This is a genomic window from Mesorhizobium sp. C399B (assembly GCF_030323185.1).
Taxonomy (GTDB): Bacteria; Pseudomonadota; Alphaproteobacteria; order Rhizobiales; family Rhizobiaceae; genus Mesorhizobium.
Genome location: NZ_CP100472.1, coordinates 673,424 through 697,370 on the forward strand (window position 1 = coordinate 673,424; position 23,947 = coordinate 697,370).

Sequence of the window (23,947 nt, forward strand, 5' to 3'; positions counted from 1 at the left end):
CCATGCCGCTCAGGGACATCGACGACGTCGACAGGCTGAAGAAGATCAACGCCGCTCTGGTCAGCCGCGTCGAGCGCTCGATGGACCAGCAGGGCAATGCCTTCTCGCTGTTCCAGACTGCAATTTCACTGGAAAACCGGGTGCGCATGCGCACCGAGGAACTGCACTCGACCTTGCGCCGGCTGGAACAGTCGAACATCGACCTCAGCGCCGCCAAGGAAAACGCCGAGCTGGCGAACCTGTCCAAGACCAGGTTCCTGGCCGCCGCCAGCCATGACGTGCTGCAGCCGCTGAACGCCGCCCACCTCTCGGTCTCGGCACTGGCCGAAGTGCAGACCAGCGACGAGGGCAAGAAACTCGTCCGTCAGGTCGAGCGCTCGCTGGAGACGATGGAAGACCTGTTGCGCACGCTGCTCGACATTTCCAAGCTCGACGCCGGCGTGGTCCAGCCCGACATTGGCGACGTCAATCTGGAGACGTTGTTTTCGTCGCTGCGCTCGGATTTCAAGCCGGTTGCCAAGCTGAAGGGGCTGACACTTAAATTCCGCCCGGTCAGCGCCGTGGTGCGTTCGGACCGCACGCTTTTGCGCCGCATCCTGCAGAACATCCTGTCCAATGCGCTGCGCTATACCCGCTCGGGCGGCGTGCTGGTCGGCACCAGGCATCGCGGCGACACCATCCGCATCGATGTCGCCGACACCGGCTGCGGCATTCCCGACGACCAGCGCGAGGCGGTGTTCGAGGAATTCCATCGCGGCTCCGCCATTCCGGCCGATACCGGAATTTCCGGCGGCGGGCTGGGGCTGGGCCTTGCCATCGTGCGGCGCATGGCCGCCGCGCTCGGCCACCCCGTGACGTTTTCGTCGAAAGTCGGGCGCGGCACCATCTTCCACATCGATGTGCCGGTCGGCATCGGCGCCAGCGCCGACGCCATCGCCAGCCTTGCCGAGATGGAGCGGCCGCGCGGCTACGGCCTGTTCGGCACCAAGGTGCTGCTGGTCGAAAACGACGCCGATGTGTTGCAGGCGATGACCTTCCTGCTCGAGCGCTGGCAGTGCCTGGTGCGTGCCGCGACCTCGACCGAGGATGCGCTCAGCCTGCTCGGCGACACCGACTGGGTGCCCGACATCGTCATTGCCGACCAGCATCTCGACGACGGCGACCTCGGCACCGCAACAATAGCCGAAGTGCGCGATTATCTCGGCCGCGCCGTGCCGGCGCTGATCGTCACCGCCGACGGATCGGAGGCCGTCGCCAAAGCAGCCCGCGCCGCCGGCATAGAGCTGATGCGCAAGCCGCTGAAACCAGCGCAACTGAGGGCGCTGCTGGCGCATCTGCTGGCTTAGCTCCTTCTCCCCGTCACTATACGGGGAGAAGGTGGCGGCAGCCGGATGAGGGGCAGCGCCGGCGTCAGAATACAGTTGTAAGGTAGTGCGCTGTCATGCCCAAAAATAATACGGATGCCGAGTTTTATGAAGCTCTTGGCCTCGCGATCTTCCAGTGGAGTCGCGTGGAGTCCGCATACTGCGATCTGTTCCAGAGGCTCATCCTTTGCGCAATCAGCGGAGGTGGGATCGGCAGTCCCACCGGCGAAGGATTTTTCATCCTCGGCAACGTGTTCAATGCCACAAGCAATTTCCGAGGGCGTCTCGATTTAATCGGGCATATGATCAAGCGGCTCGTGAAAGATGATGCTCTTTTGGCCGAATGGAACGCAATCAAAAACAAGGCCGGCACGCTATACGCTAGACGCAACATTCTTGCACACGGCGAGGCTTGGCACAGGGAGAATAGCGAAGCCGTCCAGTTCATCCGCTACTCGGTTTTTTCAACGAACGAGCAGGAGATGGACTATCAGCAAATTGTCCAAGCCACTCCCTCCTTTTACAAATACGCGGAAAGGGTGAAACAGCTAGCTATCGACGTGAACACTCATCTCGCCAAGCGAAAGTACCCCGCCGAGCATCCGGCGCACTAGGAAATTACCGCTGAACTTGGCCGAGCATCTGCTGGCCTGATAGCGCATCGCCGGAAACGGGTGGCGGGGCCTGACCCGATCTGCGAACCTCGACACTTGCCCCGCGTATTGAAAAGCAGGCAGGAAAGGGATTTCGTCGTGACGCCGAAAAACCAGAAAAGTAAAGCAGCCCAACCAGGCAGCACCGTACGCAACCCGTTTGGCGTCATGGACGTCCCAAACCCTGGCGATCAGGAGGTCATGGACTTCGCCTCCAGTGCAACGCTCTCCGGATCAGCGGATGACGAGAATGCCGAGGCCTGGGGCGGCAACGGTGGCTCAAACGATACAATCGAAGGCAACTGGTCCAGCCGCTGGAACGGCGGCGCCGATCCCACGATAGCCGGCGATGCAAAGGACAAATGGAAACAGGGGCAAGCCGAGGTGAGAACCGTGGGGGAGCGGGTCTATCTGCATTTCAATTGGGACAACGCGGCCCGCCACGGCCTCATCGACGCGCGGCGCGAAGGCAGCAGGATGGTCGGAAAGTACATCAATCTGAGCGATCCCTCAGTCACGCGGCCCTGGATCGGTCTGATTGTGAACGAAGAGAGGATCGACGGCCGCTGGCCGGCGGGACGCCTGGATTTTCGCCGATAGACAGGAATCTCAAAATCCGGCCTGATCGCGAAACAGCTCCGCATTGTCCAGCTTCGACACCTCGATCACCGCCTGCGTGCGGCTGTAGACATTGAGCTTGCGCAGGATCTCCGAGACATGCGCCTTTACCGTGGTCTCGCCGACCTGCAGCTCGTAGGCGATCTGCTTGTTGAGCAGGCCCTGGCGCAGCATCTGCAGCACCCGCAACTGCTGCGGCGTCAGTTTCGCCAGCCGCTGCACCATGTCGGCGCGGTCAGTGCTGTCGGCGTCCGGCGGCTGTCCCTCATAGTTTTCCGGCACGTAGATCGCGCCTTCCATCACCGAGCGTATGGCGGCGGCGAGATCGCTTTTGCGCGCCGATTTCGGGATGAAGCCGGCAGCGCCATAGGACAGCGCCTCCGAAATGATCTTCGGCTCCTCATAGCCCGAGACGACGACCACCGGCAGCCGCGGATGGCGGGTCCTGAGCTGCAGCAGGCCGTCGAAGCCATGGACATCGGGCATGTTGAGATCGAGCAGCGCCAGATCGAACGGTTTTATCCCACCCAGGAGATCGAGCGCTTCGGCGATCGAGCGCGCCTCCACCGTGTCGACTTCCGGGTACGCCATCTGCACGGCGCTGTGCAACGCCTCGCGAAACAGCGGATGGTCATCGATGATCAGAAACCGGGCGCGATCGTTGATTGCGGTCATGGTGTTCGTTTCAGTCCTCCCTGGGCAGGATACTCCCCGGACCATGGGCAGCTTATTGGCAAATAGTCTATCGCCATCTTAACCCCCGAAGGCGAAGCCGACTTTATCCGACAATCAAGGCGCAGCCGATGCTTTTGCGGACGCCGATGCCTTGCCCGGCGGTTCAAATCGGTCAAATGTGCCGGCAGCTGAAGCAGAAAGACCTGGCATGACAGACTTCGTCCTTCCCTTGCCCGCAACCTCGTCGGTCGCCATAGCAGGCTCGTCGGCTCGCTTTGCGGTGCGCCGCATCTTCTGCGTCGGCCGCAACTACGCCGCGCACGCCCGCGAACTCGGCAATGACGAACGCGACCCGCCCTTCTTCTTCACCAAGCCGGCCGATGCGGTGGTCGATAGCGGCACCACGGTCCCGTACCCGCCTTTGACCAAAAACCTGCACCATGAGATCGAGCTGGTGGCGGCGATCGGCAAGGCCGGCTTCCGCATCCCGCGCGCGCAAGCGCTCGACCATGTCTGGGGCTACGGCGCCGGTATCGACCTCACCCGCCGCGACCTGCAGGACGAGGCCAAGAAAGCGGCGCGGCCGTGGGACTGGTCGAAGGCCTTCGACCGCTCGGCGCCTTGCGGCCCGTTGGTATCAGCCGCCAAATCCGGCCACCCGCAAAAGGGCCGCATCTGGCTCGCCGTCGACGGCACGGTGAAACAGGAGGGCGACCTCGCCGAACTGATCTGGCCGATCGCCGATATCGTTTCGATCTGCAGCGGTGCGGTTGTACTACAACCGGGCGACCTGATCTTCACCGGCACGCCGGCCGGCGTCGGCGCGGTGGTGCCGGGCCAGACGATGACCGGCGGCGTCGACGGCATCGGCACCATCGAGATCACTGTCGGCCAAGATTCGATCGGCCAAAATTCCACCGACAAGCCGTGATCCAATGAGCGACCTCGTCCTCCACAACTACTACCGCTCTTCCACCTCCTATCGCGCACGCATTGCGCTGGAGATGAAGGGCCTGACCTACGATTACGTGCCGCATCATCTGCGTCATGGCGACCATCTGGAGCCGGCTTACCTGGCGGTCAATCCGCAGGGGCTGGTGCCGGCGCTGATCCTGGGCGACGGCACGCTTTTGACGCAGTCGCTGGCGATCATCGAATATCTCGACGAGACCCATCCCGAACCGCCGCTGTTGCCGAAGGACGCGCTCGGCCGGGCGCGCGTGCGAATGTTGGCGCAGATGATCGCCTGCGACATCCACCCGGTGAACAATCTGCGCGTGCTGACCTCGCTGCGCACTTTGTTCGGCGCCGGCGACCAGGATGTCATCCACTGGTTTCGCCACTGGGTGAACGAAGGGTTCCAGCCGCTTGAAAAGATTCTGGCTTCATCGGATGAGACCGGCACATTTTGCCATGGCGACGCACCGGGCCTCGCCGACATCTGCCTGGTCGCCCAGATCGCCAGCAACGCCCGCTTCGGCGTCGACCTGACACCCTACCCCGAGATCTCGCGCATCCACGCCGCCTGCATGGCGCTGCCGGCCTTTCAGAAGGCGGCGCCGGAGAATCAGATAGATGCCGAATAGGCTCACAATGCCGGAGCAGAGCACGGGGAGTTGCCGATGAAAGCCGTCGTCTTCGAAAAATTCGGTGAGACGCCGAGAATCCTGACCGTGCCGGATCCGAAACCGGCTGCCGACGGCGTCGTCATCAAGGTCGAGGCGACCGGGCTCTGCCGTAGCGACTGGCATGGCTGGATGGGTCATGATGACGGCATCACGCTGCCGCATGTGCCGGGCCATGAACTGGCCGGCATCGTCGTCGCCGTCGGCAAGCAGGTGACCCGCTGGAAGGCCGGCGAACGCGTCACCGTGCCGTTCTGCGTCGGCTGCGGCCGCTGCTTCGAATGCAATTCGGGCAATCATCAGGTCTGCGAACAACAAACGCAGCCGGGATTCACCGCCTGGGGATCGTTTGCCGAATATGTCGCCATCGAGCATGCCGACACCAATCTCGTGCGCCTGCCCGAGGAGATGGAGTTCGCCACCGCCGCCAGCCTCGGCTGCCGCTTCGTCACCTCGTTTCGCGCCATTGTCGACCAGGGCCGGGTGACGCCGGGGGAATGGGTGGCGGTGCATGGCTGCGGCGGCGTCGGCCTGTCGGCGATCATGATCGCCAGTTCCATGGGCGCCAATGTCATCGCCATCGACCTCACCGACGAGAAACTGGACTTCGCCAGAAAGATCGGCGCCGTGGCGACCATCAACGCCTCGACCACGCCGAACGTGGTCAAGGCGGTCAAGCAGATCACCAATGGCGGGGCGCATATGTCTATGGACGCGCTCGGCCACTCCACGACCTCGTTCAATTCGATCGCGAACCTGCGCCGGCGCGGCCGCCATGTGCAGGTCGGCCTGATGCTGGGCGAACACGCCCGCCCGCAAGTGCCCATGGACAAGGTGATCGCCTTCGAGCTGGAAATCCTCGGCAGCCACGGCATGCAGGCCTACCGCTACCCCGCAATGATGGAGATGATCCGCACCGGCAAGCTCAAGCCCGAACTGCTGGTCGGCAGAAAGATCAGCCTCGACGAGGCGCCTGCGGCGCTGATGGCAATGGGCGGGTTCGAGGGGATTGGCATTGGGGTGGTGACGAAGTTCTAGGGCGGAGTCGCCCTCCACCACCAAACCCCTAGCGTGCAAACTTCTTCGCCCCGAACACGCAAGCCACCACGCCGAGCGTGACGACCACCATCAGCGGGCTGACCTGCTCGTGCAGCAGCGACGCTGCCAGCGCGAGGCCGAAGAAGGGCTGCAGCAGTTGCAACTGCCCGACCGCGGCGATGCCGCCTTGCGCCAGGCCGCGATACCAGAACACGAAGCCGATCAGCATGCTGAACAGCGAGACATAGGCGAGACCGACCCAGGCGCCGGAGCCGACGCCGGCAAAGGATGGCGGCAGCGTCGCAAAGGTCAGCACAAGCATGATCGGCAGCGAGATCGCCAGCGCCCAGCAGATCACCTGCCAGCCGCCCAGCCTGCGCGACAATGCGGCCCCCTCGGCATAGCCCAATCCGCAGACGATGATTGCGGCCAGCATCAGGCCGTCGCCGACAGGTGAGGCCGTCACGCCTTGCATCAGGGCAAAACCGGCGACCAGCGCGCTGCCGATGCAGGAAAACAGCCAGAAGGCCGGGCGCGGACGCTCGCCACCGCGCAGCACGCCGAAGATCGCGGTGGCCAGCGGCAGCAGGCCGACGAAGATGATGGAATGGGCGGAGGTGACGTGCTTCAGCGCCAGCGCGGTGAGCAAGGGAAAGCCGACAACCACGCCAAGGGCGACGATCACCAGCGACAGAAAATCGCCGCGCTCCGGGCGTTTCTGCCGAAACAGCATCAGCATGGCGAGACCGAGAAGTCCGGCAATCGCGGCGCGGGCCGAAGTCAGGAATATCGGATCGAAATCGGCCACGGCCACGCGCGTTGCCGGCAGCGAGCCTGAGAAGATCAGCACGCCGATGAATCCGTTCATCCAGCCGCTCGCGGTTTTGTCCATTCCAGGCTCCATTGCTTTCGCCCTCTATCGGGCAAGTGCCTATGGTGCAGCCAGAGACAATGCAGTACAATTCCGCAAAACTGTAATGGCTATCAGAGCAATACAGATGACCGAATTCATTTTGGAAACCGGCAATGCGCACCCTCCTGTCGCGACCACGCTTGTGGAAACTGTCATGGCGACCATCCGCCAGCGGATATCGGCGCGCAGCCTGACGCCAGGCGCGCGGCTGCCTTCGATTCGCGCCTCCGCCAAGGCCATGCAGGTGTCCAAGTCGACCGTGGTCGAAGCCTATGAGCGGCTCGCCGCCGAAGGCGCGATACGCTCCCGGCCGGGCTCGGGCTTTTATGCCGCCGGATCGCTGGCGCCGTTGTCGCTGGCCGAGATCGGCCCGCGGCTCGACCGCGCCGTGGATCCGCTTTGGGTGTCGCGCCAATCGCTGGAAGCCGGCGACGAGATGCTGAAACCCGGCTGCGGCTGGATGCCTGCCTCGTGGATGCCGCAGTCCGCCTTGCGCCGGGCGCTGCGCACCGTGGCGCGCGCCGACGATGTCGACCTAGCCGATTACGGCACGCCGCTCGGCCTGCCGCCGCTCAGGCAATTGCTCGCGCGGCGCATGGCCGGCCACGGCATCGAGGTCTCGCCCGAACAGATCATGCTGACCGAATCGGGCACGCAGGCCATCGATCTTCTGTGCCGCTTCCTGATCGAACCCGGCGATACCGTGCTGGTCGACGACCCCTGCTATTTCAATTTCCACGCACTGCTGCGCGCCCACCGCGCCAAGGTCGTCAGCGTGCCCTACACGCCATCGGGGCCGGACATCGAGATGTTCGCGCAGGCGCTCGCCGAGCACAGGCCGCGCCTCTACATCACCAATTCCGCCATCCACAACCCGACCGGCGCGATCCTGTCGCCGGTCACTGCGCACCGGCTGCTGAAACTCGCCGACCAGTCGGACCTGACCATCGTCGAGGACGATATCTTCGCCGATTTCGAGCACAGCCCAGCGCCTCGGCTGGCGGCGTTCGACGGCCTCAACCGCGTCGTCCATATCGGCAGCTTCTCCAAGACGCTGTCGGCCTCGGTGCGCTGCGGCTTTATCGCCGCACCCCGCGACTGGATCGAACAGCTCACCGACCTCAAGATCGCCACCACCTTCGGCGGGGGCAGGCTGGCGGCCGAACTGGTGCTGACGCTGCTTAGGGATGGCAGCTACCGCAAGCACATGGAATTGCTGCGCGCGCGCCTTTCCCGCGCCATGGGCGAGACGAGCGCGCGCCTGAAGGCGATCGGCATCGCGCCCTGGATCGACCAGCCCGCCGGACTGTTCCTGTGGTGCGGCCTGCCCGATGGCGTGGACGCAGCCGAAATCGCCCGCCGCGCGCTGGCCGACAACATCGTATTGGCGCCCGGCAACGCATTCAGCCTGTCGGGAACCGCCAGCCGCTTCCTGCGCTTCAACGTTGCCCAGTGCCAGGACGAGCGGATTTTCAGGGTGCTCAAGGGGGCAATGGCGCGCTGAGGGCTCAGCGGGAGGCCGCGCAGACCTCCCGAACGCAATCTCGCAGCCAGCGTTGCGCCGGATCGGCATCGAGCCGTGGATGCCAGAGCATCGAGATGGTGACCTCCACCGTGGCGACCGGCAGCAGAAAGCTGACCATGCCGGCGCGTGCGCCTTGCGTGTGCCGTTCGGGCACGCTGGCAATAAGGTCCGAAGCGCGGGCCATGGAGAGTGCAGCCGAAAAGCCGGAGACCATGCACGCCACGGTTCGCTGCAGGCCGAGCAGCGCCAAAGTCTGATCGATCGGCCCTCTTTCCCGACCCCGCCGTGAAACGCTGATGTGGCGGCCGGCCGCGTAGCGTTCAGGCGTTACCGCGCCTTCACTCAAAGGGTGGCCGGCTCGCACAGCACCGACGAAGCGGTCGCGAAACAGCGCCTGTATCAGCACTTCAGGTCCGGCCTCGCCGGCAACGCCGATTTCGAGGTCAATGTCGGCGTCGCGCAATGAGGCGACGTCCTTGTCGGCTTTCGGCGCAAAGCGCAGCCGCGCGCCCGGCGCCTCGGCCTGGATGCGGGCGACAAGACGCGGCCCGAATTCCTCGACGAACCCTTCATTGGTGCGCAGCGTGAAGATCTGGTTCAGCTTTGCCAGATCGAGCAGCCTGGCGGGACGCAATAGCGTTTCCGCATCGTGGACGACACGGCCGGCCTGCTGCCGCAATGCCTCCGCGCGCGGCGTCGGGACCAGGCCGCGGCCGGCGCGGACCAGCAGCGGATCGCCGGTCGCTTCCCGCAGCCGCGCCAGCGTGCGGCTCATCGCCGAAGGGCTGAGCCGCAGCCGGGTTGCCGCGCGAGCCACGCTACCTTCGGTCAGCAGGACGTCGAGAGCGAACAGCAGATTGAGATCTGGCGATGCCATCGGCGGATTGTAGCACATGCCATGGCGTTTGGTGCACGAATAAGATGCAAATGATGCGCCTTCCGCCATTCCATCCTGACGACTAGATCTCCGACAGGTCCGGTTGCGGGACTGACAAGGAGGAAATCGCCATGGCAATTGCTGAGCAGAACGAGTGCGCATCGGCGCCGCACAACACCCGGTCCGCAGGCCTGGCCCACTCTCCTGTCTTGGCATTGGCCAGCCTGTCGCTCGCCACGCTGCTGTCGTCGCTTGGAACCAGCATTGCCAGCGTCGGACTGCCTTCCCTCATGCAGGCGTTCGGTGCGCCGTTCCAGTCCGTGCAATGGGTGGTTCTCGCCTATCTGCTCGCCATCACGGCCCTGATCGTCAGCGCCGGTCGGCTGGCCGATATGCTCGGCCGCCGGCCGTTGCTGCTCGGCGGCATCGCGCTGTTCACACTGGCTTCGGTGCTCTGCGGCCTGGCGCCGACGCTCTGGCTGCTGATTGCGGCGCGCGCCGTACAAGGACTGGGTGCCGCGCTGATGATGGCGTTGACGCTGGCCTTTGTCGCGGAGACCGTGACCAAGGAGAGAACCGGCAGCGCCATGGGCCTGCTCGGCGCCATGTCGGCGATCGGCACGACGCTCGGACCCTCGCTCGGCGGCTTGCTGATCGCCGGCTTCGGCTGGCGGGCGATCTTCCTCGTCAATGTGCCGCTCGGCCTCCTGACTTTTGCCCTCGCCTCGCTGGCCCTGCCTGCCCGCGACAAGACTGCGGAAGCAGCTCAAAACAGCTTCGATGCGATCGGGACGGTCTTGCTGGCCCTGACGCTGGCCGCCTATGCATTGGCCATGACGCTCGGCCGCGGCCATTTCGGCGCCCTCAACACCGGCCTGCTGGTTGCCGCCGGCATCGGCGTCGTTCTGTTCGGCGTCGCGCAGAAGAGGGCGAAGAATCCCTTGATCCGGCTTGCCCGGTTGTACGACATCCGGCTCAGCGCCAGCCTCGCCACGAACCTCGTTGTCGCCACAGTGATGATGGCGACCCTGGTGGTCGCTCCATTCTATCTGTCGCGAGCGCTGGGGCTCGATGCTGCGATGGTCGGCGTGGTCCTGTCGACAGGTCCGCTGGTCTCCGCGCTCTCGGCGCTCGTCGCCGGCCGCCTCACCGATCGCTTCGGCGCGCACAGGATGATGGTCGTCGGACTGTTCAGTCTTGCCGTCGGAACCTCATTGTTGTCGCTCGCCGCAACAAAACTCGGCATTGCCAGCTATATCGTGCCGATCGCCGTCACCTGCTTCGGGTACGCCCTGTTCCAGACATCTAACAATGCCGCCGTCATGAGCGGTGTCGCTGCCGGCGAGCGCGGCGTGGTGTCCGGCCTGCTCAATCTGTCGCGCAATCTCGGCCTGATCACCGGCGCATCGCTTATGGGCGCCATTTTTGCGGCTGCCTCGACGGGAGAACGGCAAAGCCAGGACATGCTGACCTCAGCGGCAGCCGCGCGCGGCATGCAGGTTACCTTTCAGACGGCAACGGTCCTGGCGGTGGCTGCGCTGTTGCTGGCACTGCTCTCGACCCGCGCCGGCGGCAGGCTGTCGGTGCGGCAACAGCCATCATGACCGAAGATAGGGAGCTTACGCTCCCGCCCGCTTGCGCCGCTCATAAAGCATGACCAGCGTTTCGGCGGTCAGCGCCGGCCTCTGTTCGCCCTCGATCTCGACCGTATTGGCGGCCTTCATCAGATACTGGCCCGGCCCCTTGTCCTCCACCGACAACAGCGTCGTGCGCAGCCGGATGCGTGCGCCGACCCTGACGGGCGCCAGGAACCGCACCTTGTCGAAGCCGTAATTGAAGGCGGCTTGCGTGTTTTCGGGTACGATGCCCATGCCCAGCGCCAGCGCGCCGATGATCGACAGCGTCAGATAGCCATGCGCGATCGTGGTGCGAAATGGGCTCTGCCGCTTCGCCCGCTCCGGATCGACGTGGATCCACTGATGGTCGCCTGTGCATTCGGCAAACTGGTTGATGCGGTTCTGGTCGACGGTCGTCCATTCCGACACGCCGAGCTCCTGCCCGGCCATCGCCCTTAACTGCTCGAAGGTCGGCGGCGTTTTCGGCCGTAGTTCCGTCATTCCTGCTTTCCCGGTGGCTCCCAGTGCCTCGGACCACGAACGGACGGCTCCTGTCAATTCGCCCGTTGCGATTCCGTTCCGCCATTTTCCGCCAAACAGCGTCCCTCGTCCATGCTCATGCGCCGCAACCGGCCCACTCCTCTCATGGTTGCGTTGAGAGTCACTTCTTGTCATAGCCCGAGCGGATTTCCTCCATCGCTTCCTTGATGCGGCTGCGCAGGATTTCGATCGATTCGGTGCCGGATTTCTTGACCAGCTCGGCCACTTCGCCGGCATTTTTCAGGGCGGCTTCGAAGGATTTCCTGGCGAACTCCGCCTGTTTTGTCATCAGTTCCTGGGGATTGCCCGGCGCCTTGTAGCTCTGCGCCATGTCGCTGACTTCACGCAGCGTGTCCTGCAGCATCTCGCGCTGTCTGGACAACAATGAGGTCGCGCCGGCAGCTCCCGCCCGCGCCGATCTTTCCAGGGCCTCGAGGTTCTTGCGATGATGCGCGAGGATCGCCTCGACATTCGGCACCTTCAGGTCACGGCCGAACCGGCTGAACATGTCAAGGAACGAATCGGAGTCGGGTTGTTTGGCCATTGCTCGTGCTCCCCAGTTGTCGCAAATGCTGAACCTCGAGCAATTCCAGGAAAAGTGTGAAACGGTTTTCCGTCAGGAATTGCGTCAAAACAAAGAGTTAGAGCAGGTCGCCGTTTCCTTGAAACGGTGAACTGTTCTGTTCTGGACAATAGCACTCGCGCGCCGTGTGTCCATTCGGACGCCCAAGCAATTCAGCGGCAAATGCAGCATCAGCCAGCGAGAAACAGCCTCTCCGCCGTGTAGAGCACGAGACCGGCCAGGCCGCCAATAATCATGCCATTGAAGCGGATATATTGCAGGTCCCTGCCGATGTTCATCTCGATCAGCCTCGTCAGCTGGGCAAGGTCCCAGCGCTTGACCTGATCGGCGATGAACGTCGACACACCGCTCTTCTGGCTCTCCACGAACGACGACAGCGCCACGACAAAGCCCTGGTTCATGTCGGCCCTGATCTGCGGATCGCCTGAGAGATGGCGGCCGACCTCGACGAACATGTTGGCGAGATGCGCGCGAACAATCGAATTCTCCGCCTTGGCGTCCTGTTCGATGAACACGCTGAGGCTCTGCCACATGTCGCCGGCGAGCGACTTCACTTCCGGCCGCGCCAGGAAATCGCGCTTCAGCTTCTCGGCCCGTTTGGCGTATTGCTTCGAGGTTCTGAGCCGCTCGATGAAGCTGTGCGCGAAACGGTCGAATTCGGCGCGCATCGGATGGTCGGGATCGGCCCGCACCTCGTCAAGCAGCGAACCGGCGGAAGCGACGATCTTTTTCAGCAGATAGGCGTCGGCTCTGAACAGGTTGAACAGCGACGGCAATTCCTCGCGGATTTTCTCGCGCATGGTCGCCAGCGCCTCTTCATCGTTCAGGAACCGGCCGATCACCCTGGTGAATTCGTCGAAGAGTTTCTGGTGGCGGCGGTCGTCGGTCAGTGCCGACAGCAATTCGGCCGCGAGCGGCGCCAGCGGCACCTTGTCGATCTGCTCGAGCATGCGGCTGGTGACGAAGCTCCGCAGGCCGGATTGCTCGATCGCCGCAAGCGTCTGCGGGACCAGCCGTACGACGAAGCGCGACAGGCCGGCAGAGCGTTCGGCGTCAGTCAGCCAGTCGGCGACGAGTGCTGCAAAATCGACCTCGGCCAGCTTTTCCCGCACCGGCCCGGGCGCCAGAAAATTGACCTCGATGAAGCGGCCCAGATTATCGGCGATGCGGTTCTGGTTCGCTGGGATGATGGCGGTGTGCGGGATCGGCAGGCCCAGCGGCCGCTTGAACAGCGCCACCACCGCGTACCAGTCGGCCAGGCCGCCAATGGTCGCCGCCTCGGCGAAGGCCGCCACGAAGCCCAGCCACGGATACTTGGCCTCGAACGATTTGGCCACGGCAAAAACCACGACGCAAAGCACCAGCGCAGCCGTGGCGAGGAACTTTGTCCGCCGCAACGCGAAAAGCTTGGCGCCCGTCTCGGCATCAAAACCGCCAGGCGCCAGGGACGAAGCCGATTGGGACATGATACGCCGCTCCTCATCGATCTCTTGGCTATCTGGCATGGGCTATTTAGGGGGTGTTTGGGCCCGTAGCATGATCGGATGGGCCGATTTCGTCCGGGAATTGCCGGTTTCGCACGCAAAGTTGACAAGAATGTTCATCTATCATGCAATCCCAGTCTGGAATTGTTCCAAGGTATAGGCCATATTCCGATCAGGCCAGTGTGGGCGAATCCGAAACTCCGGGTGAGAAAGCTGCACCAGCACAATCTAAAATCTGGTGCAGTTCCAGCGCGCCAGCACTCGGTGAGGAATGAAATGCGGCTGACGCGCCAGACCAACTACGCCATGCGCATCCTGATGTATTGCGCCGCCAACAACGATCGCCTGAGCCGCATCCCCGAGATTGCGGCCGCCTATTCGGTGTCGGAGCTTTTCCTGTTCAAGATCCTGCAGCCGCTGGTCGAGCATGGCCTGGTCGAGACAGTGCGCGGCAGGAATGGCGGCGTGAGGATCGGCCGCCCCGCCGAGCAGATCAGCCTGTTCGACGTCGTACGGGTGACCGAAGAGAGCTTCGCCATGGCCGAGTGCTTCGAAAACGACGCCGCCGAATGCCCGCTGGTCGACAGCTGCCAGCTGAATTCGGCGCTGCGCGAGGCGCTCAACGCCTTCTTTGCCGTGCTTTCCCGCTACACCATCGCCGATATGGTGGCGGCGCGCCCGAATGTGCGTCATTTGCTCGGCATCGACATGCTGGTCCAGCGAGCTCCGGCCGCCTGAGTTTTCTAGTGCATGTCGCTCAAAAGTGGCCCCGGTTTTGAGACAACGACATGCATAAAAACAAAGACCTAAAGCGCGTCGCCTGAGTCCGTTCAAACGCGACGCGCTTTTAGGCGGCTGACTGCGGCAAGACGAACGGCATGCTCGCCGCCGGCAACACACCGACCCTTAGCCGACAATCGAACACCTTTTCGATCAGATCGTCGCTCAGCACCTCCTGCGGTGAACCGTCGGCGGCGAGCCGGCCGCGATGCATCACGAAAATCCGGTCGGCATACATGGCCGTCAGATTGAGGTCGTGCAGGATGGCGATCACACCGCCGCCGCGCCGGGCGAAATCGCGGGCGATGTTCATGATGATCAGCTGGTGCTTGATATCGAGGCTGGAGACCGGCTCGTCGAGATAGAGATAGCGCGGCTTGCCGTCGAGCACCGGCGCCCAGACCTGGCACAGCACGCGCGCCAGTTGCACACGCTGTTGTTCGCCGCCCGAAAGCTCCTGATAGAAGCGGCCGGCAAAGCCGTCGAGGTCGACCCGCACCAGCGCCCGCTCGGGCAGACGATCATCTTCGCCCGGCAGAACGCCGGAACGGCCGCCGATAAGGCCGAGCCTGACCACTTCGTGCACGGTGAGGGGAAAGGACAGCGTCGCGGCCTGCGGCAGCACGGCACGCACAGTCGCGGCCTCCACCGGCTTCATCGCGGAGAGGTCGCGCCCGTTGACGGCCACTGTCCCCGCAAACGCCAGATCGCCCGACAACGCCTTCAAAAACGTCGTCTTGCCCGAGCCGTTGGGTCCGACGATTGCCGCAATTTCGCCCGGCCGCGCGACGAAATCGACATTGGCAACAATGCGCTTGCCGCCGATCGCCACCGAGACATCGCGTGCTTCGATCATGCCGCCTCACAAGTCGATTACGCCGCGCTTGCGCAGCAGGATCCAGAGGAAGAACGGCGCGCCGGCGATCGCCGTGACGATGCCGATTGGCAATTCGGCCGGCGCCACGATGACGCGGGCAACTGCGTCGGCAAGAAGCAGCATCGAGGCGCCGAGCAGCGCCGATGCGAGCAAAAGATAGCGATTGTCCGGACCGATCAGCAGCCGCAGCAGATGCGGCACGACGATGCCGACAAAACCGATGCCTCCGCTGACTGCGACAGAGGCGCCGACCGCTGCCGAGACGCCGACGATCGCGGTGTATTTCAGCCGCTGTACCGGGATGCCGAGATGTCCGGCCGTCGCCTCGCCGAGCGCCAGGGCGTTGAGGCCTTTGGCCAGGAACGGCATTGCCGCAAGCGCCAGGATGATGATCGGACCGACGGAAGCGATCTTCGGCCAGGTCGCGCCGCCCAGCGAGCCCAGTTGCCAGAAGGTCAGGTCGCGCAACTGCCGGTCGTCGGCCATGAAAATCAGGATACCGGTCAGCGCCATGGCAAGGGCTGCGAGCGCAATGCCGGCAAGCAGCATGGTAGCGACCGATGTGCGCCCCTGCCGCGTGGCGACGCGGTAGAGCACCAGCGTGACCGCAAGGCCGCCGCAGAAAGCGGCGAGCGGCAAGGCCAGCCCGCCGAGCGCCAGAGTGAGCGGCGCCAGCCACGTCGTGCCGAGCACGATGACGGCGACCGCGCCGAGGCTCGACCCGGCGGAAACGCCGATCAGGCCGGGATCGGCGAGCGGGTTGCGAAACAGGCCTTGCATGACCGCACCCGATACGGCCAGTGCCGCCCCGATGAGCACACCGAGCAGTACGCGCGGCATGCGGATATCGTAGACGATCAGCCGGTCGCGGGCACCAAGCGCGGCGTCGTCCGGCGTGGCGCCGGTCAGCCAGTCACGAATGACACCAACGGCCGATGCATCGGAAGCGCCCGACCTCAGCGACAGGAACATCGAAAGGGCAAGCGCCACACACAGGAGCACAATAACCAGGCGAGCGCGCCCGGAACGATCGCCCTCGGCCACCTTGCCCGCCGCGCCGGCGATCGACTGATCCACCATCGGCTCAGTCCGTGACCTGGCTGCCATAGAGCGAGGCGGCCAGATCGTGGATGGCATCGGCCGTGCGCGGCCCGAAGCCGAGGAGATAGCTGCCATCCATCAGGGTCAGCTTGCGGCCTTCGCCCGCCGGCGTCGAGGTGATCGACGGGATGGCGAACAGCTCGGCCTCCGCAATCGGCGGGCCGGCATTCTTCATGGCCAGGATCACGTCCGGCCTGGCAGTGACGATCGCCTCGTCGGACATCTGCTTGTAGCCGGAAAAACCTTCGACCGCATTGACGGCACCGGCGAGCTTGATGATGCCGTCACCGGCGGTGTCGGTGCCGGCGGCCAGGATCTTGCCGCCCTGGATCGACAGCACGAACAGGATGCGCTTGCGCTGCTTGATCGACGCCGTCTGCTTCTCGGCCGCCTTCAGCTTGGCGTCGGTCTCAGCCACCAGCGTCTCGGCCTTGGCGTCGACGCCAAGCGCCTTGCCGACGATGCGGATCTTTTCCAGGATGCCGTCATGGCTGTAATGCTCGGGCACGTCGATGAACGGAACGCTCGACTTTTTCAGCACATCGACCGCTTCCTTCGGCCCACTGCCATGCAGCGCCAGAATGCCCGAAGGATTGACCGACAACACGCCTTCCGGCGACAGCTGGCGCATATAGCCGACGTCGGGCAGCGCGACCGCGGCGGCGGGGTAGCGGCTGGTCGAATCGCGGGCGACGAGATGACCTTCCTCGCCAAGCGCGTAGACGATCTCGGTGATCGAACCGCCGATCGCCACGATCCGCGACGTGTCGGCCAACACGGCCACGTTCTCGCTGGCCGGCACTGGGGCGGCAATAAACAGCGACAGGCCCATGGCCGCGGCAAGCGTCCTGAACAGTGAAATCATCGTCGTTTCCTCAGGCTGCGGTCGGGCTTGGAATGCGCGGCAGGTTCTCGGCAAGGAACCGCCAGTCGTCGCGCTCGCCCTCGCCTTCACGGCGCTTGCCGAAGAACTGGATGATCATCTTGCCGTCGGCGCCATAGGCTTCGAGCGAGGTGACATGACCGTCCTTGGTCGGTTTGCGCACCGCCCACACCTCCTGGATGTGGTCGGTGCGCAGATGCAAATGGAAGGTCTCGTCCATGACGTTGATCCACGGCCCCATCGGCTTGATCGACTTGACCGGGCCGGAATGGATCTGGATGCAGCCTCGGTTTCCGACAAAACACATGATCGGCATGCCGTCGGCGGCGGCATGGTGGAACATGGCGCCGATGGCGTCATTGTCGAGCAGCCAGGCATAGTCCTGGCCGACCATGCGCATGGCCTGGCGGCGGCTGAGCTTCAGCGTTTTCAACATGCCAAAGAATTGGTGGACGTCGGTCAGCCGGCTCCAGCGGTCACGCAGATCGTCGGTGTCTGCGGCAACGCCCGACGTCTCCGCGTCGTCGTCGGCCAGGCCTGCGATAGACACGGTCGCCTCCTGGTTCGGCGATTCGAGTGCGGCCACGAGTTTCTGGTAGGCATAGAGATTGGACGCCGGCCGCAGATGCACCTTGTGCACCGCATCGCCGGCCGCGTCGAAGAATTGCAGGCTGCGGCGGATGTCGCCACCGTCGCGCTTTTCCACGGCAAAGCCATGCGCCCAGACTTTGGGAAAAATGCGCAGGTCGATGTTTTCGCCCAGTACCATGGCATTGTGCGCACCTGTGACAACCTTGTCGTAGACGCCGATCTTCTCGTGCACCGCGCTTTCGTTGCGGGTCAGTGCCATCACTTCGCCAACGGCATCGAGGCCGGTCAGCAGATCGTTGACCCTGGGCTCGACGCGCACGACACCGTCGCCGCAATGCTCGGCGACCAGTTCGGCTTCGGAAATACCGAGCTCGGCGGCAAGATCGCGCTCGCGCGCTTTCGGATTGTCTGCCCGCGCTCGCCGGATTTCATGCGGTGCGGGTTTTACGCGCTGGTCCATGTCCTGCTTACCTGTCCTGCCTGGCGTTTTGGCCTGCCTGGCTGTTTCATCACTTGTTGAGGATGAGCTTGCCCTGGCGGGTGATCTTCAACCGATAGAGCGCGCCATGGTGCTCGATGCCAATCTCGTGCTCGCCCTGGAACAGCGTGTTGGAGGACAGCGTCCGCACCGCCAGCGGCACCCGGTCGAAGCGGGTCGGCGTCTCCTCGGAACGGCGGACGCGGTAACGGAAGTCGTTGGGATTGTGGGTGTTCATCTCTTTCGATCCCTTTCCTGTGCCGGGCAACTGGCTAGGCGTTGCAAATGCCGATTCATTTCTTGACTTGAATCATCATGTTTATTAGTCAGTGCAATACCGGACTAAATGAGTCAATATTTAAGACGCCGGACGGAATGAAAAAAGCCAGCGAGCGCCAAGCCAGCCAGCGTCGAACCTGGAATTTGGAGCTGGGGCATGGGCTTGGGAAATTCTGGACGACTGGGTCTGGCGAGCACCGGTCCGGTGCATCGGTGTATGGCAAAGGTGGCCTTGCTTGCGGGGGCAGCGACGATCGCGCTGCTGACATCGCCGGTCAGCGCTCAGCAGGCCGCTCGGCTGGCCGCTGACCAGGCCGACCAGACCAGGAAAACCGAGGACACCAAGCCGGCGCCCGCCGGCGCGACCCTGCTGGACAAGATCCTCGTCATCAGCCGCACCGGCGAGACGGCAATCGAATCGCTGGCCTCGGCCAGCCATGTCGACCAGGAACAGCTCGACCGCCGCATGGCGACGACGCCGAACGAAATGCTGCTCGGTGTGCCTGGTGTCGCGGTGCAGGCCGATGCGCGACGCGTCAGCTCCAGCATCAACATCCGCGGCCTGCAGGATTTCGGTCGCGTCGCGGTCATCGTCGACGGTGCCAGGCAGAATTTCCAGCGCTCAGACCACGGCACGCAGTCGACCTTCTATGTCGATCCCGAGCTCATCAAATCCGTTGACGTCATTCGCGGACCGACCGCCAACACCTACGGCTCCGGCGCCATTGGCGGCGTCGTCTTCTTCGACACCAAGGATGCGGTGGATTTCCTCAGACCGGGCGAAACCTGGGCCGGCTCCGTCACCGGGCGCTATGAAAGCAACGGCAAGGGCTGGACCGCCAGCGCCAGCGGCGCCTACAAATTCAACGACGATTTGGATGTGCTGGGCAACATCGTCTACCGCGACTACGGCGACTACAAGAATGGCAGCGGCGACACCGTCGCCGGTACCGGTTTCGACGTGCTGAGCGGCCTGCTCAAGACCACAATCCGCCCGAGCGAGAACAGCGAATTGAAGCTCGGCTGGGTCGGCTCGAGCGACGGCTGGACGGAAACCAGCGGCGGCGTGCCGGCCAACGACGTCGACCTGAAGTCGAACACCTTCACCGCCCGCTACAACATCACTGACGACGCCAGGAGCTGGCTCGATCTCCACATCAACGCCTCCTACAACAAGACCAATCTCGACCTCGCCACGCTGGTCCCGCAGAACCGCTTCGATCCGTCGACCGGCCTTCCCGTGCTGCTGCCCGTCGGTTCGACCTCGACCTTCGACGTTGGCACGGCCGGCGTCGACATCTGGAACACGTCGCGCTTCGAAACAGCCGGTGTTGCGCACGAATTGACCTATGGCGGCGACTGGGTGGGTGACGATGTCGAGACCGGCGGCACCGCCGGCGGCGACAGCTTCTACACCCCATCGGGCAAGCGTAGTGTTTCGGGCGCCTACATCCAGGACAAGCTCACCTGGGACTGGCTCGAGGTCATTGCCGGGCTGCGTTACGACAATTACAGCCTGGAGGATTCCGACAATGGAACGTCAGGTGATCGTCTGTCGCCGCGCATCACCGTTGGTGTCACGCCCTTCGAAAGCGCCAGCCTGGCGGGCCTGCAGTTCTATGGCACCTACGCGGAAGGCTACCGCTCGCCGTCGCTGACCGAAACGCTGATCAGCGGCAACCATCCGGCGGGCGTCACCTTCCCGTTCCTGCCCAATCCGAACCTGCGGCCAGAAACCGGCAAGACCACCGAGTTCGGCGTCAACTACAAGCTGAACGACCTTGTCGAGGCAGGCGACGCGTTCCGGCTCAAGGCCGGCTACTTCCACAACGATGTCGACGACTACATCGAAGGCGTCACACTGTCGGCATTCGACCCGACCAGCGGCTGCCCGTTCGGCCCCGGCATCCCGATCTGCTTCCAGTACCAGAACGTCGCCCAGGCCAAGATAAACGGCTTCGAACTGGAAAGCGTCTACGATGCCGCCTGGGGTTATGCCGGGCTCTCCGCCTCGATCACCAACGGCCACACCATCTCCGATGAAGGTGAGCGCGCCGACCTTGCCACCATCCCGTCCTCGCAGGTCACCGGGCAGCTCGGCTTCCGCTTCCTTCAGGACAAGCTGACCGTCGGCGGCGAGGTGCAGTACAACGGCAAGCCGAAGGGCAACCCCGTAGCCAAGGATTATACTCTGGTCAACGCCTTCGCCAGTTACCAGGCCACCGACAATCTGAAGGTGGACTTCCGCGCCGACAATTTGTTCGACGTCAAATACACCAACCCGCTGAACGGCGGCACCACCGCCGTCATCTATGAACCCGGCATCACGCTGAAGCTGGCCGCAACCATGCGCTTTGGAGGCTGACACCCATGACAAGTTTGACGGCATCGCTTCGGCTCCTGACCTCGACGCTGGCGATGTCGCTTGGCTTGATGCCGGCGTGGGCTCAGTCCGCGCCGGCTCCGCAACTCAGCCTCGAGCTCAATGCCGCGCAGCCCTCCGAAAAGGGTTGCCGCCTGACCTTCGTCGTCAACAATGCGCTCGGCGCCGATCTTTCCAAGGCGGCATTCGAAATCGCGCTGTTCAACGAGGCCGGCATTGTCGACCGCCTGAGCGTGCTCGACTTCAAGGACCTGCCGGCCGGCAAGACCAAGGTGATCCGCTTCGACCTCGCCGGCACCGACTGCACCAAACTCAGCCGCGTGCTGATCAACAGCGCCACCGAATGCGCCGGCGTCGAACCGGGCGCCTGCATGCGCGGCCTGAAGACGCAGACCAAGACCGGTATCGCATTCGGCGTTTGAGGTGGGTCTGCATCCCGCCTTCCTGCAAGATATTCCGGCGCGGCCTGTCTCCGGCCCTCCGTCATGGCCGGCAACCGATCTTGATTTGACAATCCCGCCGCGCTCGCGGCAGGTCTCGCCGCGAACCATGCAGGACATCACCCCCCTCCCCGACGCCGGCAGCGAACCGGCGATAACTGTGGACGAGCTCGTACAGCCGGCGGCCGCGGACCGCAAATGGACTGTGGCGATCGTCGCGTCCTGCCTGCTCCATGCCGCTGCCGCAGCGGCGTTCATGGTCGCACCCGCCGGGACATTCGATACCGGGAAGGCAATACAGGCCGAAGGCGCCGATCGATCAGGCGCCGAGGTGGTCGGCAGCGCCTTGGACAGCCAGGCTCCCGACGCGGTCGATGTTACCCTGGTAACCGATCCGCAGCCGGCCAAGCCCGAGGCCGTTCGACCCGTGCCGCCGACCGAGGCGCCTCAACCGGTAAAGGAGCCGGCGGCGCCCAAGCCTGCGCCGGAAGCCGCCGAACAGGCGACCGCCGCGCCAGATACACTGACGGCCGCCATCCCGAATGATCAAACTGTCGCCCCAAGCGCTGAGACGTCGACTCCGCCAGGGGTTCAAACGCAAAGTTCAGAGGCACCGCCCGCCGACGAGCCCGCCGTTGATTTGCCTGCTGCCAAACCACCAGTCCCGAGCCCGCGGCCGACCCCTCCAGCCGGATCTGGAGATACCCGCGGTGCGGCAGATGGCGAAGAACGCGACGCACCGGCGGTTGCCAGCAAGGGTAAAAACCAGGACGCGGCTGGCAATGCGATGGAATCTCGTTACGGCGGTGAAATTCAAAAGAAGCTTGCCCGCGCTAACCGGCGCGTTTCGAAGGAAATTCAAGCCAAGGCTCGCAACAATGCCAGGGTCTATTTCGTCGTCATGGCCGACGGCAGCGTCAGCGACTTGCAGCTTGTCGAAAGTTCAGGGTCTGCCGAGCTAGACCAATTCGCTTTGAAACTGGTGCGCCAGCAAGCCCCGTTCCCGCCCATTCCACCCGAGACCGGATTATCAAGTTGGGTGTTCAGGGCGCGGATCGGTCCGTTTTAACCAGCTCGTAGAGCTTCGCCAAATCGTCCATCAATTCAAGAGGAAGCCCAATGTACATCGCCATGAACCGCTTCAAGGTCCAGAACGGCTCGGAGACCGCTTTCGAGGATGTCTGGAAGAACCGCGATTCGAGCCTCTCGGAGATGAAAGGCTTCAGGGAATTCCACTTGCTGCGCGGCCCGGTCAACGAGGCCGAGGGTTACACGCTGTTTGCCTCGCACACGGTGTGGGCAAGCCATGAGGATTTCGTCGCCTGGACCAAATCCGAGAATTTTCGCGCCGCCCACCGCAACACCGGCACCTCGAAGGTGCATTATCTCGGCCATCCGCAGTTCGAAGGCTTTTCGGTCGTCGAAGGGGCCTGATTGAGATTTCACCCGTCGACGAGATCTGACGACGGGCAGATGCCGTCATGTTCCGGTTGAATTCCGGCCGCCCAGTCGCCGAAGCCGCTGGGCAATGTGCAGGCGCAGCCGCCGCCAGGGCTGTCCGCGTGTCAGGTAGCGCGCCAACCGCGGATCACCGGCCAGCTCCGGGAATTGGCGCACATGCTGCGTCAGGAATGCAGCTATGAAATTGCGCCCGTTGAGATCGCTGAGCCAGGCAGAATTCGCCAGCAAATAGTCTGCGGCATCCGCCGCCAACACGCTCCTGTAGCTCCTGTATGCAGGCGTTTGCCGCACATTGCCGCCGGCAAAGGCAGTTCCGGTGGACAGGTTGGAGCCATGCAGGCGATAGAGCCCGAGACCTTCTGACAGGATGAGGCTGCCGCCGGCCTGGTGCGCGAGTGTCGCCGTCAGATAATCCGTCCCGACCTTGGCCTTGAACGGGAAGGACAATACCGGTTCCAGCGCGCCACGCCGGTACATGATCGCCGAGCATTGCGACCACAGCCAGCCCGTCACCGCAGGTGCGAAATAGGTTACCGGATGCTCCGATGCGTAGGCGATCCCGGGCGCCATGCCGGCAAGCCGGCCACCGGGCGCGATGGCGACGCCACTGCGATCCGCTCCGGACCGCGGTTTGCGCAAGGCAAGGAAGGTACCGCCCAGCAAGGTGCCGTCGCCATCGACAAGGAACACATCGGAACTCGACAGTGCGGCCGAATGCGTCGTGTTGAGGTTGGCGGACAGATGCGCGAGGAGAAAATCCGGCAGCCACACGTCATCGGCGTCGAGAAACGCGACGAAGGGCGCGTCGGTTGCGGCAAAGCCGTCGCGGAATCCCGCGGTCTGGCCGCCATTCTCCGTGCGCGCCAACAGGCGCAGGCGCGGGTCGTCTATATCCCTTAGAAGCTGTCGGACATGGTCGGCCGAGCCGTCCGTCGAGGCATCGTCGACGATGACGCATTCCCAATTCCGGTAGGTCTGCGCAAGCACCGAGCGGATCGCCTGTTCGACGTACGGCCGATAATTGAAGCAGGTGATGACCACCGCCACGCGCGGCAGCTCAAACGGTCGGGACGTGTCTTCCATCTGTTCGGCTGCCCCGCTCGAGTTGCTCTCTATCCCTTGCGCATACCCTTGCAACCCGACGCAGGCAAGCGAGCCGCGAA

Annotated in this window: 25 protein-coding genes; 13 read left to right on the forward strand and 12 right to left on the reverse strand. The window is 63.7% G+C overall.

The window, feature by feature from the left end:
* Window positions 1-2: 2 nt before the first annotated feature.
* The 3 genes from NLY36_RS03320 to NLY36_RS03330 all read left to right on the forward strand — a co-directional run bounded on the left by NLY36_RS03320 (window position 3) and on the right by NLY36_RS03330 (window position 2,617).
* Window positions 3-1,346, forward strand: a complete 1,344-nt coding sequence (locus NLY36_RS03320) for a hybrid sensor histidine kinase/response regulator (protein ID WP_023672626.1) — start codon at window positions 3-5, stop codon at window positions 1,344-1,346.
* 95 nt (window positions 1,347-1,441) lie between these two features.
* Window positions 1,442-1,978, forward strand: coding sequence for a hypothetical protein (locus tag NLY36_RS03325; RefSeq protein WP_023735272.1), 537 nt, complete (start codon window positions 1,442-1,444; stop codon window positions 1,976-1,978).
* Window positions 1,979-2,116: 138 nt separating this feature from the next.
* Window positions 2,117-2,617, forward strand: a complete 501-nt coding sequence (locus tag NLY36_RS03330) for a hypothetical protein (RefSeq protein ID WP_348524899.1) — start codon at window positions 2,117-2,119, stop codon at window positions 2,615-2,617.
* Window positions 2,618-2,626: 9 nt separating this feature from the next.
* Here NLY36_RS03330 and NLY36_RS03335 read toward each other — a convergent pair whose 3' ends face one another.
* On the reverse strand, window positions 2,627-3,310 hold the full coding sequence (locus tag NLY36_RS03335) for a response regulator (protein WP_023681717.1): 684 nt from the start codon (window positions 3,308-3,310) through the stop codon (window positions 2,627-2,629).
* Between the two features lie 208 nt (window positions 3,311-3,518).
* Between NLY36_RS03335 and NLY36_RS03340 the strand changes: the two genes are divergently transcribed.
* From NLY36_RS03340 to NLY36_RS03350, 3 genes are read left to right on the forward strand one after another with little or no spacing between them, the layout of a single operon-like run.
* Window positions 3,519-4,241, forward strand: a complete 723-nt coding sequence (locus NLY36_RS03340) for a fumarylacetoacetate hydrolase family protein (RefSeq protein ID WP_023735270.1) — start codon at window positions 3,519-3,521, stop codon at window positions 4,239-4,241.
* A 4-nt stretch (window positions 4,242-4,245) separates the two neighbouring features.
* The gene (gene maiA, locus NLY36_RS03345; RefSeq protein ID WP_023688172.1) at window positions 4,246-4,896 is read left to right on the forward strand and encodes a maleylacetoacetate isomerase; all 651 of its coding nucleotides are present in this window, start codon (window positions 4,246-4,248) and stop codon (window positions 4,894-4,896) included.
* A gap of 36 nt (window positions 4,897-4,932) precedes the next feature.
* Window positions 4,933-5,973 (forward strand): zinc-dependent alcohol dehydrogenase family protein, encoded by a 1,041-nt coding sequence (locus NLY36_RS03350; protein ID WP_023735269.1) that lies wholly within the window; start codon window positions 4,933-4,935, stop codon window positions 5,971-5,973.
* A gap of 28 nt (window positions 5,974-6,001) precedes the next feature.
* Here NLY36_RS03350 and NLY36_RS03355 read toward each other — a convergent pair whose 3' ends face one another.
* Window positions 6,002-6,865, reverse strand: coding sequence for a DMT family transporter (locus tag NLY36_RS03355; RefSeq protein ID WP_023735268.1), 864 nt, complete (start codon window positions 6,863-6,865; stop codon window positions 6,002-6,004).
* Between the two features lie 106 nt (window positions 6,866-6,971).
* Between NLY36_RS03355 and NLY36_RS03360 the strand changes: the two genes are divergently transcribed.
* A complete protein-coding gene (locus NLY36_RS03360) occupies window positions 6,972-8,390 on the forward strand; it encodes an aminotransferase-like domain-containing protein (RefSeq protein ID WP_023735267.1) in 1,419 nt (472 codons plus the stop codon).
* A 4-nt stretch (window positions 8,391-8,394) separates the two neighbouring features.
* On the opposite strand, the gene NLY36_RS03365 is transcribed toward NLY36_RS03360, so the two are convergent.
* A complete protein-coding gene (locus NLY36_RS03365) occupies window positions 8,395-9,288 on the reverse strand; it encodes a LysR family transcriptional regulator (RefSeq protein WP_023735266.1) in 894 nt (297 codons plus the stop codon).
* Window positions 9,289-9,419: 131 nt separating this feature from the next.
* Between NLY36_RS03365 and NLY36_RS03370 the strand changes: the two genes are divergently transcribed.
* A complete protein-coding gene (locus tag NLY36_RS03370; protein ID WP_023735265.1) occupies window positions 9,420-10,892 on the forward strand; it encodes an MFS transporter in 1,473 nt (490 codons plus the stop codon).
* Between the two features lie 15 nt (window positions 10,893-10,907).
* Here NLY36_RS03370 and NLY36_RS03375 read toward each other — a convergent pair whose 3' ends face one another.
* The 3 genes from NLY36_RS03375 to NLY36_RS03385 all read right to left on the reverse strand — a co-directional run bounded on the left by NLY36_RS03375 (window position 10,908) and on the right by NLY36_RS03385 (window position 13,493).
* Entirely contained in the window at window positions 10,908-11,405 is a 498-nt protein-coding gene (locus NLY36_RS03375) for a MaoC family dehydratase (RefSeq protein WP_023681725.1), read from the reverse strand.
* Window positions 11,406-11,565: 160 nt separating this feature from the next.
* Window positions 11,566-11,988, reverse strand: a complete 423-nt coding sequence (locus tag NLY36_RS03380) for a phasin family protein (protein ID WP_023672638.1) — start codon at window positions 11,986-11,988, stop codon at window positions 11,566-11,568.
* A gap of 209 nt (window positions 11,989-12,197) precedes the next feature.
* Window positions 12,198-13,493, reverse strand: a complete 1,296-nt coding sequence (locus tag NLY36_RS03385) for a DUF445 domain-containing protein (protein WP_023688166.1) — start codon at window positions 13,491-13,493, stop codon at window positions 12,198-12,200.
* Window positions 13,494-13,787: 294 nt separating this feature from the next.
* Here NLY36_RS03385 and rirA point away from each other — a divergent pair, with 294 nt between their 5' ends.
* On the forward strand, window positions 13,788-14,249 hold the full coding sequence (rirA, locus tag NLY36_RS03390) for an iron-responsive transcriptional regulator RirA (protein WP_023672640.1): 462 nt from the start codon (window positions 13,788-13,790) through the stop codon (window positions 14,247-14,249).
* A 109-nt stretch (window positions 14,250-14,358) separates the two neighbouring features.
* On the opposite strand, the gene NLY36_RS03395 is transcribed toward rirA, so the two are convergent.
* The 5 genes from NLY36_RS03395 to hemP are packed head-to-tail and all read right to left on the reverse strand — an operon-like array spanning window position 14,359 to window position 18,459.
* Entirely contained in the window at window positions 14,359-15,147 is a 789-nt protein-coding gene (locus NLY36_RS03395; protein ID WP_023735264.1) for a heme ABC transporter ATP-binding protein, read from the reverse strand.
* 6 nt (window positions 15,148-15,153) lie between these two features.
* Window positions 15,154-16,248, reverse strand: a complete 1,095-nt coding sequence (locus NLY36_RS03400) for a FecCD family ABC transporter permease (RefSeq protein WP_286461669.1) — start codon at window positions 16,246-16,248, stop codon at window positions 15,154-15,156.
* 4 nt (window positions 16,249-16,252) lie between these two features.
* On the reverse strand, window positions 16,253-17,134 hold the full coding sequence (locus NLY36_RS03405; protein WP_031194752.1) for a heme/hemin ABC transporter substrate-binding protein: 882 nt from the start codon (window positions 17,132-17,134) through the stop codon (window positions 16,253-16,255).
* 10 nt (window positions 17,135-17,144) lie between these two features.
* Entirely contained in the window at window positions 17,145-18,203 is a 1,059-nt protein-coding gene (locus tag NLY36_RS03410; protein WP_023735263.1) for a hemin-degrading factor, read from the reverse strand.
* A gap of 49 nt (window positions 18,204-18,252) precedes the next feature.
* The gene (gene hemP, locus NLY36_RS03415; protein ID WP_023673860.1) at window positions 18,253-18,459 is read right to left on the reverse strand and encodes a hemin uptake protein HemP; all 207 of its coding nucleotides are present in this window, start codon (window positions 18,457-18,459) and stop codon (window positions 18,253-18,255) included.
* A 258-nt stretch (window positions 18,460-18,717) separates the two neighbouring features.
* Here hemP and NLY36_RS03420 point away from each other — a divergent pair, with 258 nt between their 5' ends.
* From NLY36_RS03420 to hmuQ, 4 genes are all read left to right on the forward strand, one after another.
* Window positions 18,718-20,865 (forward strand): TonB-dependent hemoglobin/transferrin/lactoferrin family receptor, encoded by a 2,148-nt coding sequence (locus tag NLY36_RS03420; protein ID WP_245260191.1) that lies wholly within the window; start codon window positions 18,718-18,720, stop codon window positions 20,863-20,865.
* Window positions 20,866-20,870: 5 nt separating this feature from the next.
* Window positions 20,871-21,305, forward strand: coding sequence for a hypothetical protein (locus NLY36_RS03425; RefSeq protein WP_023710743.1), 435 nt, complete (start codon window positions 20,871-20,873; stop codon window positions 21,303-21,305).
* 178 nt (window positions 21,306-21,483) lie between these two features.
* Entirely contained in the window at window positions 21,484-22,392 is a 909-nt protein-coding gene (locus tag NLY36_RS03430; RefSeq protein WP_348524897.1) for an energy transducer TonB family protein, read from the forward strand.
* Window positions 22,393-22,442: 50 nt separating this feature from the next.
* A complete protein-coding gene (gene hmuQ / locus NLY36_RS03435; protein WP_023681734.1) occupies window positions 22,443-22,757 on the forward strand; it encodes a heme-degrading protein HmuQ in 315 nt (104 codons plus the stop codon).
* Between the two features lie 45 nt (window positions 22,758-22,802).
* Here the strand turns inward: hmuQ and NLY36_RS03440 are convergent, their stop codons facing one another.
* On the reverse strand, window positions 22,803-23,867 hold the full coding sequence (locus tag NLY36_RS03440; RefSeq protein ID WP_023735260.1) for a glycosyltransferase: 1,065 nt from the start codon (window positions 23,865-23,867) through the stop codon (window positions 22,803-22,805).
* Between the last annotated feature and the right edge of the window lie 80 nt (window positions 23,868-23,947).